Source organism: Paenibacillus polymyxa, from assembly GCF_018614975.1.
Classification (GTDB): domain Bacteria; phylum Bacillota; class Bacilli; order Paenibacillales; family Paenibacillaceae; genus Paenibacillus; species Paenibacillus polymyxa_E.
On the sequence record NZ_JAGGNR010000012.1, the window covers coordinates 85,045 to 95,535 of the forward strand.

At 43.9% G+C, this 10,491-nt stretch carries 11 protein-coding genes and 2 pseudogenes; 10 read left to right on the plus strand and 3 right to left on the minus strand.

Annotated features, from left to right (window positions below):
- Positions 1–164: 164 nt before the first annotated feature.
- The 4 genes and pseudogenes from J7E78_RS29355 to J7E78_RS11290 all read left to right on the plus strand — a co-directional run bounded on the left by J7E78_RS29355 (position 165) and on the right by J7E78_RS11290 (position 3,050).
- Positions 165–674, plus strand: coding sequence for an IS630 family transposase (locus J7E78_RS29355; RefSeq protein WP_251034971.1), 510 nt, complete (start codon positions 165–167; stop codon positions 672–674).
- A gap of 41 nt (positions 675–715) precedes the next feature.
- A pseudogene (locus J7E78_RS29360) lies at positions 716–1,203 on the plus strand (IS630 family transposase).
- Between the two features lie 229 nt (positions 1,204–1,432).
- Positions 1,433–1,702, plus strand: a complete 270-nt coding sequence (locus J7E78_RS11285; RefSeq protein WP_215076295.1) for a hypothetical protein — start codon at positions 1,433–1,435, stop codon at positions 1,700–1,702.
- A 199-nt stretch (positions 1,703–1,901) separates the two neighbouring features.
- Complete coding sequence (locus tag J7E78_RS11290; protein ID WP_251034972.1) at positions 1,902–3,050, plus strand: ROK family protein; 1,149 nt, start codon at positions 1,902–1,904, stop codon at positions 3,048–3,050.
- Here J7E78_RS11290 and J7E78_RS30005 read toward each other — a convergent pair.
- Both J7E78_RS30005 and J7E78_RS11300 read right to left on the minus strand, forming a co-directional pair.
- Positions 2,978–3,307 (minus strand): DUF3139 domain-containing protein, encoded by a 330-nt coding sequence (locus tag J7E78_RS30005; RefSeq protein ID WP_215076296.1) that lies wholly within the window; start codon positions 3,305–3,307, stop codon positions 2,978–2,980. The two genes, J7E78_RS11290 and J7E78_RS30005, sit on opposite strands and share 73 nt — an antisense overlap.
- A 70-nt stretch (positions 3,308–3,377) precedes the next feature.
- Complete coding sequence (locus J7E78_RS11300; protein ID WP_215076297.1) at positions 3,378–3,974, minus strand: YiiX/YebB-like N1pC/P60 family cysteine hydrolase; 597 nt, start codon at positions 3,972–3,974, stop codon at positions 3,378–3,380.
- 190 nt (positions 3,975–4,164) lie between these two features.
- Between J7E78_RS11300 and J7E78_RS11305 the strand changes: the two are divergent.
- The 3 genes and pseudogenes from J7E78_RS11305 to J7E78_RS11315 form a co-directional block, all read left to right on the plus strand.
- Positions 4,165–4,686: pseudogene (locus J7E78_RS11305) on the plus strand (MFS transporter); the annotation flags it as partial.
- A 670-nt stretch (positions 4,687–5,356) separates the two neighbouring features.
- Entirely contained in the window at positions 5,357–6,394 is a 1,038-nt protein-coding gene (locus tag J7E78_RS11310) for an ROK family protein (protein WP_215076298.1), read from the plus strand.
- Positions 6,395–6,728: 334 nt separating this feature from the next.
- On the plus strand, positions 6,729–7,928 hold the full coding sequence (locus J7E78_RS11315) for an MFS transporter (RefSeq protein WP_215076502.1): 1,200 nt from the start codon (positions 6,729–6,731) through the stop codon (positions 7,926–7,928).
- A gap of 198 nt (positions 7,929–8,126) precedes the next feature.
- Here J7E78_RS11315 and J7E78_RS11320 read toward each other — a convergent pair whose 3' ends face one another.
- Complete coding sequence (locus J7E78_RS11320; protein ID WP_215076299.1) at positions 8,127–8,732, minus strand: DedA family protein; 606 nt, start codon at positions 8,730–8,732, stop codon at positions 8,127–8,129.
- 325 nt (positions 8,733–9,057) lie between these two features.
- Between J7E78_RS11320 and J7E78_RS11325 the strand changes: the two genes are divergently transcribed.
- The 3 genes from J7E78_RS11325 (at position 9,058) to J7E78_RS11335 (ending at position 10,270) form a co-directional block, all read left to right on the plus strand.
- Complete coding sequence (locus J7E78_RS11325; protein WP_215076300.1) at positions 9,058–9,381, plus strand: hypothetical protein; 324 nt, start codon at positions 9,058–9,060, stop codon at positions 9,379–9,381.
- Positions 9,382–9,635: 254 nt separating this feature from the next.
- Positions 9,636–9,938, plus strand: a complete 303-nt coding sequence (locus tag J7E78_RS11330) for an AbrB/MazE/SpoVT family DNA-binding domain-containing protein (protein ID WP_215076301.1) — start codon at positions 9,636–9,638, stop codon at positions 9,936–9,938.
- Entirely contained in the window at positions 9,935–10,270 is a 336-nt protein-coding gene (locus tag J7E78_RS11335) for a type II toxin-antitoxin system PemK/MazF family toxin (protein ID WP_215076302.1), read from the plus strand. The genes J7E78_RS11330 and J7E78_RS11335 overlap by 4 nt, the downstream gene beginning before the upstream one ends.
- Positions 10,271–10,491: the final 221 nt, after the last annotated feature.

Genomic DNA, 10,491 nt, shown 5'->3' on the forward strand with positions numbered 1-10,491 from the left:
TATATTGTCGATTTAATCTGAATATTTCATTGCTATATAGCATAGTTTGATGGTAAAAATTATTCTATATAAGTTGAACTAAAGATTAGAAAACTATGGTAAGGATTTCGTGGCTACTTGTCGAAGTAATATAGATAGTAACTTCAGACAGGCAGGGGAATGTAATGGACCATAGAGCATCGTTTCAAGAGATTGAAACCGCAATGAAGCAAGCGAAAAAACGGCGGATGTACGAACGATACCAAACCGTATACTTATATCTACAAGGAACTGAAATCGAACAAATTGCCCAGATCATCAATCGAGCCGCGAAAACCGTAAAAGGTTACATTAGGGCGTATCAGACAGGAGGACTTTCGGGTCTCCAAATGAATCATTCACCAGGTGCGCCTGTTCGACTAACTGCTGAACAACAAGAACAGTTGAAACAAACGATCGTAAGCTCCGTTCCGCATGATGTAGGTTTCACGGCACGGCACAATTGGACACTAGAGATCATTTCTGCCCTGATTGAGCGGGAGTTTGGAGTCACCTATTCGCTTCGTGGCATTTCCAAGATGATGCATCGTCAGGGACTAAGTTACACCAAACCAACGTATACCTTAGCAGCGGCGAATGAAGAAAAACAACGAATCTTTACAGAGTCAACGTTTCCTGACTTAAAAAAAGAGTGATCAAGGACGAAATTCAGCACGTCCTTTTTGAAGATGAATCTATGATTCGTGACTACCAAGCGATTCAGAAAACGTGGTTTCTCCGCGGCAAGCAACGGATTATTCCAACCACAGGTAAACATCGCGGAGTCAAGCTGCTGGCAACCGTGGACTACGGAACAGGCAAGATTGTGTGGCAAGAAGATGAACAGTACACAGCAGAAACATTTCTAGGTTTCTTGAAAAAAGTGGTGCTGAATACCCCACAGGGAAAATGGTGATGATCTTGGACAATGCCCGAATCCATCATGCAAAGCTACTGATCCCGTTCCTCACGGAGATGAAAGATCGGCTTGAACTGGTATTCTTGCCCCCTTACAGCCCTCAACTGAATGCCGTCGAGGGGTTATGGAAATGGCTGAAATCCGATGTAATTAACAACGTCTTCTACCACACAGTCACTGAAATTCGCATCAACGTAGAGCAATTCATGAACGAGATTATGAAAGTGCCTTTGACAATCATTGATCGGCTCTGTGTCAGGTTCTAGCGAGTCGTTTCTTTAGTTCAATCTATATAGTAGGAGTGCAATTAATAGATTAGCAGAAGTGTTCAGCTTTATTGAACTTCTACTATTCATTCTGTGAATGTACATGTTTTTAAACCTTACAAATATGGCTGAAAATGAAGATTCAGAAACTAAATTGTTACGCTTTTACGTACCACAACCTTTTTCTTTATATGTTAACCTTTCCGTATTAAACAAAGGAGAGGTTAACATGGAAAATACCAACAGCGAAGACCTCGCTTTGCAGTACACACAACTTGTCCAACAAGAAGACGATTACGTAGACCAACTGGTCACATGCAACAAACTTATATTGGACGCCATGGACATCATCGCGAAGCGGGCGGGGGTGCTTCATATGGACACGGTGAAACAGGCTGCGTACCATCTGCACGCCATGGAACAGGATCTAAACCGAAAGTTATTCGAAGTACGGCTGGAGAAGAGCATCTTGGCAAATCAAATGAGCCAGTCTATATAAAACCACTTTAACTAAAGGACAGTACAGGATCATATAACATGATCTTGAGCTGTCTTTTTGTCTTTCCATCCAAACGTTTTTCGCTCTCAATTTAGCATTGACTTTCCTCCCAAATCCCCCTACACTTCAATTATTAAAATACTTTTAAAAACATTCATTGAATGGTTCGAAATGAACGGAAGGAGGCATATAACTTACCATGTTACCCACATCACACAACACCCAGCAGGTGAAGCGCATTAACGTTGAACTGGTGAAGAACACGCTCAGATCCATGGAAGTGGATACGAAGGCTTCCATTGCGAACCTAACCAAACTCAGCGTAGCGACATGCGGCACAATCTTGAACGAGTTGCTTCAAACTGGTGAGATTATCGATTTGGGTCCAGACGAATCGAGCGGGGGGAGACCGGCGAGTCGGTATCAGTTTAATGCGGACTACGCCAGCGTACTGTGCCTGATTATTCGAACGGAGGGCGGCGTTCACTCGATCACGCATACATATGCCAATCTGAACGAAGAGATGGCGGATGAACAGACACTCTTTTTGGATGAGATCAATTTAACGGTGGTAGAGGATCTGATTGCAAACCTGATCGAACAACACCACAATGTGCAGGCGATTGATATCGGCATACCTGGTGTGGCACACAACGGCGTTATTGGGATTTGTGACGTACCGGAGCTGATGTATCAACCGCTCGGGCCAAGGCTCAAAGAGCAATATGAAGACGTGGAAGTGGTCATTGGCAACGACATGAACCTGACGGTCTATGGATTGTACAACCAGCAGCAATTTGAGGAAGAGAAGAACTTTGCGGTGGTGACGTTTCCGGAGAATCATTTTCCGGGTGCAGGCTTTATCATCGATGGTCGTCCACTGACCGGGAATACGCAATTTGGGGGCGAAGTGGCCTTTTTACCTTTTGGCGTATCACGGGAAGAGCAGTTACGCATGTTGAAAACGGCGGAAGGGTTGCAGGAACTCGTCATAAAGACGCTGATCTCCATCATTGCGATTATTAACCCGGCAGCGATTGTCGTTACAGGCGATACAATGGACCCGGCTATGCGGGATGGCCTGCTCCAAGGCTGTCTGGATCAGCTGATTCCTCTGGAGCATATGCCGGAGTTGATTATCCAAAGAGACACTCGGCGCGAGTATGTTACTGGATTGGTAGCTGTGACGCTGGAGAGCCTGACCTACCGCATCCAGGTGGTTGAGAAGCAGGGTAGGGAAATGAAGTTAAAAAAGCTTTGTTGGGAAAGCAGCGATTATTCTAAATGTTTAGGTGTTGAACTGCTATATCCAGTTTGTATGATGGCGTTGTCAGTACATATGGAATAATAGTAAAATTCCTCTTGTTCATCTGTAAACGTCACGTTAGCACCGTATGGACACTTATTAGACTTAAGTGAATAAGTTCCTGAAATACTGTATATGTCTTCTTCCTTGTAGTTTTTAACTTGAAGCAAGTAGTTTCTGATGTCTGCCTCAGCTTGCATTTTTTTAATTGGATTACCTCCCAAGAGTAAATACAGTCCTATTGCAATAATGATTAAAATGATTATGGTTAATATCAGATAAATTTTTCCGTTTTTCAACGTTACAAGCCTCCATTCAAGAGAGGAGAGAAGGACAATATTCTTGTCCCGCTCTTCCGTCCGATATGTGTTAGAAATTTGCGCCCGTAGCTCCTACAAGCTTAAATGCCAGTAATGCTTTGAACTCATATGGAGTAAATGGATAGTAAGAGTATCTGCTATGAGATCCAATCGCGTAACCTCCGCCAAAGTAATAAGCATCCCATACTATTTTGGAACAATATGTCTCGACTCCATAGTCTCCCAAGGCATTTACTAGACCGTAATGGACTCTATTGACAAAGTCTCTTTGATAAGTGCTTGCCCAATCAGCCGCAGCTTGAGCAGTAGATGAATTCCCGTATCTGTATATTTTGGTGTTGGGGTTGGATGACATCCAAGAGTCTACAGATTGTCTAATCATTTTATTGAAGTATCCAGGGATGGTTACAATTGTTCCACCTGGATCAATAACGATCCCTGCGTGGCCAGTAAGTCCATTAGAAGACGTATTATTTGTAATAATAACATCACCAGGGCGAATAACAGTACTAGTCCCAGGATAGTATTCGTTAGGAATTGCTTGGATCACAGCGGATGAGTCGTCAATTAAACTTTTTGCATTTGCTGCTCCGACTGTAAAAAGTGACATTGCAAAGACTAACAAAAGGATCATAGTTTTTTTCATTATAGCACTCCTAGAGTCTATTTCGATAACCGGCCAGTATTCGATATGGAAATAATAATACACATGAAAATAATTGTCAAATAATGTAAATAAATCAAATTTAAAAGGTATAAACATTCTATATTAAAAATGAATAGATTGTTTGTATCTTAGACATATGATGAGTATTAAGGGGCCGACCATTCTTTTTGTGTCGCATACCTATCCGCTCTTTGCTTCATCATACTTCTTCATGTACATCGGTAACGGCATGCTGGAGATTGCTTTGGCGATTCTGGGTGCGCGGATCTTTGTGAAAAACACAGGTACGATGATGAACCTGTCCCATTTCTTCTATGGGCTGAGTTCAACGGTGGCGCCTTTGCTGGCGACGGGTGTGATGTCCTTGACTGTGTTTGGACACGAACTGGACTGGCGCGGCATGTATCTGGTGATGTTGTCACTCTGTCTGCTGCCGATCATTGTGGCGCTACGCAGTAAATTTCCGGGGGATGATCTTCCACATGAAGATCGGACTTCACTGAAGACGTTAAAACGTGATCCTGCCCTTTGGCTGATGGTGCTCATTCTTTCTTTTGGCATAGTATCGGAACTGGCAGTGGAGGGTTGGCTCGTTAACTTTCTGGAGAAATCCTATACGTGGGACACGGTCAAAGCATCTGAGCTGCCGTCTGCGTTCTTCCTCAGCTTCTCGCTGGGACGCCTTCTGCTTGACTGAGTCAACTGATATCTGAAAAATTGTGATGATATTGGACAATGCCCGAATCCATCATGCAAAGTTGCTGATCCCGTTCCTCACGGAGATGGAAGACCGGCTTGGATAAAAAACATACAGGTCCAACTGACCATCAGAATCATTTACTATGTATGTTGTACGAAGGAAAGAGTAATTCTGAAATAATGATGGAAACAGTAATAACCCGTGCTTCAACAATTCGTAATTTTCGTTTCAATATGAAAACCAAGGAACGACAAGCGAGATTATTTTGCAGCATCATGAACCTACTTAGAGATCGAATGGAGTATTCAAAATAGGAACTTTTCTAAAAATCTTGATGCGTTCACTTACGCTGATCACATAGCTATACTAATTCAAGTATGCAGTCGTTCAGGTCCAGCAATAGATGAATTTAAGCGGAGTGTAGTCAGGCTTTCAATCCTGAAGATTCATATTTCTTAATCCTATCCTATTTTCAAGGGGCAGCTCAGGATCATAGAAGATGATTTTGTGCTGTCTTTTTGCCTTCCCGTCTAAACGCTTTTCGTGCCCAATTTAGCATTGACTTTCCTCCCAAATCCCCATAAACTTCAATTATTAAAACACTTTTAAAAACATTCATTGAATGGTTCGTAATGAACAAAAGGAGGCATACAAACTAACCATGTTACCCACATCACACAACACCCAACAGGTGAAGCGGATTAACGTTGAATTGGTGAAGAATACGCTTAGATCGATGGGTGTAGGCACTAAGGCTTCCATTGCGAACCTGACCAAACTCAGCGTAGCGACATGCGGCACGATCCTGAACGAATTACTCCAAACGGGTGAAATTATCGATCTGGGCCCGGATGAATCGAGCGGGGGAAGACCTGCCAGTCGGTATCAGTTTAATGCTGACTACGCCAGTGTGCTGTGCCTGATTATTCGAACGGAGGGCGGCATTCACTCAATCACACATACATATGCCAATCTGAACGGAGAGATGGCGGACGAACAGACACTCTTTTTGGATGAGATTAATGTCACGGTGGTAGAGGATCTGATTGCAACCCTGATCGAACAACACCACAATGTTCAGGCGATTGGTATCGGCATACCTGGGGTGGCGCACAATGGCGTTGTTGGCATCTGCGATGTACCGGAGCTAATGTACCAACCACTCGGGCCAAGGCTCAAGGAGCAATATGAAGACGTGGAAGTGGTCATTGGCAACGACATGAACCTGACGGTGTATGGACTGTATAACCAGCAGCAATTTGAAGAAGAGAAGAATTTCGCAGTCGTTACATTTCCCGAGAACCATTTTCCGGGTGCGGGCTTTATCATTGATGGTCGTCCGCTGACCGGGAATACGCAATTTGGGGGCGAGGTATCCTTTTTGCCTTTTGGCGTATCACGGGAAGAGCAGTTGCGAATGTTGAAAACGACAGAAGGGTTGAAGGAACTGGTCGTACAGACGCTGGTATCCATCATCGCGATCATTAACCCGGCAACGATTGTGGTCACAGGTGATACGATGGACCCGGCGATGCGTGATGACCTGACGCAAGGTTGTTTGGATCGAATGATTCCACTGGAGCATATGCCGGAGTTGATTATTCAGAGAGACACTCGGCGCGAATATGTGACTGGGCTGGTCGCGGTGACGCTGGAGAGCCTGACCTACCGCATTCAGGTTATTGAGAAGCAGTGGTAAAGGAACTGAACGTTGATCAGAAGGATGATCTCCTATCTGATCGAATAAAATTGTAGTAATCCTTTTATATAAGATGAACTATTTCATTAAACAGTAACGGAGAGGACAGAAAAAACCTGAAAAAGCGAAGCGGTCGCCTTTATCACCGGATTTTCCCTTTGGAGAAGGGAATTCAAAAAATCTGGGGATAACAGCGATTGGAAGGTTATTCTGTCATTGGAGTGTCCAGTTTATGACCCTTGTTTCAACTTATATAGACACAATGGAGGAACTTATTTTGAATCAGCAAACAGGTACACAAGGGAACAAACGAAAGTTCAACAAGCTGTACGCCATGCAACTGGCAACGATCTTTCTTGGATTTATCGTATTTGGCATATCGGAAAATATTAAGGGGCCAGCCATTCCGCGCATTCAATTCGACTTTAATCTGGATGAGAAACAGCTCGGGACGTTATTGTCCCTGAACGCACTGGGGTACCTGATCGCATGTGCCTTCACGGCCATCCTGGTACGCAAATGGGGCATCAAGGCCGTTAGCATCATTTCATTTGCATCCATGTTGCTCTCGGGTGTGTTCATTTATGTGTCTCATACCTATCCACTCTTTGCTTCATCATACTTCTTCATGTACATCGGTAACGGCATGCTGGAGATTGCCTTGGCGATTCTGGGTGCACGGATCTTTGTGAAAAACACGGGTACGATGATGAACCTGTCCCATTTCTTCTATGGGCTGAGTTCAACGGTAGCGCCTTTGCTCGCGACAGGTGTCATGTCGTTGAGCGTGTTTGGACACGAACTGGACTGGCGCGGCATGTATCTGGTGATGTTGTCGCTCTGTTTGCTGCCGATCATTGCGGCGCTGCGCAGCAAATTCCCCGGGGATGATCTTCCGCATGAAGATCGGACATCACTCAAGACGTTAACACATGATCCTGCCCTTTGGCTGATGGTGCTCATTCTTTCTTTTGGCGTAGTATCGGAGCTGGCGGTTGGGGGTTGGCTGGTTAATTTCCTGGAAAAAGCCTACACGTGGGACACGGTCAAAGCCTCCGGGTTATTATCTGCGTTCTTCCTCACGTTCTCGCTGGGACGTCTGCTGCTTGGTCCATTAACGGATCGGATCGGATTTGTATTGTCACTGATTATGTTCTCGGCTTTCTCGGGAGTATGTACGTTCGTGGCGCTTGCAGGGGGAGAGCGTCTTGCGATTTTCTTTGCCATATCAGGTGCGGGCATTGCGATGATCTATCCAACAGTTATGGCATTTATCGCACGCAGATATCCAAACGGCAGTGACACTGCGATTACGTTCACAGTTACTCTGATGGGGGTTGGCAGTGTCATTGGTAACTATGTGATTGGCTGGGTGATTGAAGGTGTGAAGAATCTGTACGGTTCAACGACTCAGTTGGGACTGCTGCGCGGACTTCAAGCGGGATATGGATTCATCGGTTTATGTGCTGTGATCTGTGCGGCATCTGGCGTAGTGTTATATGTGTATCTGAAGCGGAAGCAGGAACTGATTTAGAAATCAATTGAAACGATAAAGCCCCGCTAATCGCCATGATCGGTGGGGCTTTGCATATGAATATACGAGTAGATTAGTACGGTATATCATCTATCACTAGTATCTTAACAAATCATAACCACGGGTCATGTAGAGTAAGGACTTTTTTTCATCATATACCAGCCACTTTACTACACAGTCTGAATTTCCTCAACAAGCCTATGACTTGTTCAAAGCCGTTCTTCTTTTCCAACGTTTCAAAAGCACGTACAATCCAAAAGCACCCAAGAAAACCACCGCTGCCGGAACGATATAAGGCTTAATAATCTCGTCCACATGCTCCCATTGAGAGCCTAGTTTGAATCCCAAGTAGATGTACAATGAGGTGATCGGAAGCATGGCCAAGAATGTAAAGATACTGAATTTAAACACATTCATTTTCGCCATTCCACATGGGATGGAGATCACTGTCCGAATACCGGGGACAAAACGTCCATAGAAAGCTACCCCGCTGCCATATTTCTCGAAGAACTTATCGGAAGCGTCTAGATGGTGGGGGCGAATCAAGAAATACTTGCCGAATTTTTCGACCATCGGCCTGCCGCCGTATCGTCCAAGGGCATACAACGTCAGAGGTCCAAACGTTCCACCTACGGTACCAGCCAGAATAGCCAGCCACAGCTTCATATCCCCCAGATACACCCAATATCCCGCCATGGGCAGCACAAGTTCAGCAGGTACGAATTCAAACGACAAGGCAATAACGAGACCTGCGTATGACAAATCTTTAAAAAAGAGTATAAATTGCGTGATCCATTCTGTCATGCTTTCCCTCCATGAATCTATCTTTTTTATATATAAAAGAAACACTCCTATACCCAGATTAACAATAGCGAATAGAGCTTGTCAAAGTTCGCATGTTTGTCCATTTCAGGACACACTGCGGCAATATGTTTACCCGTACATAAGGGTTGAATGGATTCATTGACACTTCATACAGAAGTGGATACCGAAGCAATGATATAATCTTCTGAAAACGCTTCCAATTATAGTATGATAAAACTATCACTAGCTTCTTCACCATCCTGTACATAAAGAGAAGGAGATCAGAACATGACCGAAACTTCGATTATCGACCAGATCCATATTATTGAATACGCCCCCTCTTACGCTGCTGTGCGCAAGACCGTGGAGGCCGGATGGCCGACGGGAGTGTGGTTTTGATTTCTTTGACTATACGTGGAAAAAGGGAGATGTCTCCCTGCGGGCTGAATTTGAAAAGTCGGGTCGCGGGCTAACTGCCCTCGAAACACCGGATTACGAAATCTCTACAGAGGTCGATGATCATGATCTGGTTTTCGGTTCCAGCTATAAGGTTCGCTATCGCATTAAGAACACTTCTGCGTCCGAACTGGCAGTCGAGATCAAGGCACATTATACAAGGGTAAGCTACCGAGGGACTATAGCTCCATAAAACAGGGGCAGTCTGGACTTCATTTTTTTCGTCTAAGGTTTACAGCTGTTTTTCATTGTTGGGGATGATCTGACTGGGAAACCTCGTTTCGACCAAATGAGGTTTTTTTATATGCTTATTTTGCTTTATACCAATGGTATATCTATTCATAATCATAGGCTGTACAATCATTATTTTATGGTTGAATACAATGTATCCTTTTATTGTTTCATGTATATCATATAGATATACAACTGTAGGGAGGTGAGGTATAATTGGAGCATCAACCAAACGAAAGGCGTGGGATTGCCATGACTACAGCCACACTTAGCAAATGGGGAAATAGCAGTGCAATTCGCATTCCTAACCAATTGCTTAAGCGTCTTAATCTGGAAGAAGGCTCGGAAATCGAGATTTTGGTGACAGAAGATAATGAATTGTTGTTGCGTCCAAAAACCAAGCCTGTAGAGTCCAATGAGGAACTACGTAACCATCTAAAGACTTTGCTCTCTAAAGTGAAACAGGATACAAGACATGAAGAAATAGACTTTGGTACTGAAGGGAACGAGTTACTTTGATTATTCCCAAACGAGGCGATCTGATATGGCTTGACTTTGATCCTCAAGCGGGTCACGAGCAAGCCGGGAGACGACCTGCTATTGTTCTATCGGAACTTGAATTCAATGAAATAACGGGTTTTGCCGTTGTATGTCCCATAAAGAGCCAAGCCAAGGATTATCCTTTTGAAGTTACACTACCAGAAGACCTACCATTTTCAGGTGTTGTTTTGACGGATCAGTTGAAGAGTCTTGATGTGCGGCAACGACGTTTCCAAATTGCGGGGCATGCCGAACCAACCTCTGAATTTATGAAATCAGTTCTACGCAATGTCCGTTCTATATTGGCATAATTGAAAATTAGTAGCTGATCATATTCCTAAATCCACGTCTAACTAAAAGACGTGGATTTTTTCTTTCATGCCTAAATAGATTCTTCCATCCTTGACGCTTCTAACAAGAGCTTCCGAAAGGCACATATAAGTTGGAAAGAAAGATTTTTAATTCTCTGAAAATGCTTCCATTTATAGTATGATAAGACTATCACTAGCTTCTTCACCATCCTGTACATAAA

What these genes read in the sequence shown, in the direction of transcription:
- J7E78_RS29355 (WP_251034971.1), top strand. Translation starts at nt 165, where the DNA reads ATGGACCATAGAGCATCGTTTCAAGAGATTGAAACCGCAATGAAGCAA.
- J7E78_RS11285 (WP_215076295.1), top strand. Translation starts at nt 1,433, where the DNA reads ATGGAAAATACCAACAGCGAAGACCTCGCTTTGCAGTACACACAACTT.
- J7E78_RS11290 (WP_251034972.1), top strand. Translation starts at nt 1,902, where the DNA reads ATGTTACCCACATCACACAACACCCAGCAGGTGAAGCGCATTAACGTT.
- J7E78_RS11300 (WP_215076297.1), bottom strand. Translation starts at nt 3,974, where the DNA reads ATGAAAAAAACTATGATCCTTTTGTTAGTCTTTGCAATGTCACTTTTT.
- J7E78_RS11310 (WP_215076298.1), top strand. Translation starts at nt 5,357, where the DNA reads ATGTTACCCACATCACACAACACCCAACAGGTGAAGCGGATTAACGTT.
- J7E78_RS11315 (WP_215076502.1), top strand. Translation starts at nt 6,729, where the DNA reads ATGCAACTGGCAACGATCTTTCTTGGATTTATCGTATTTGGCATATCG.
- J7E78_RS11320 (WP_215076299.1), bottom strand. Translation starts at nt 8,732, where the DNA reads ATGACAGAATGGATCACGCAATTTATACTCTTTTTTAAAGATTTGTCA.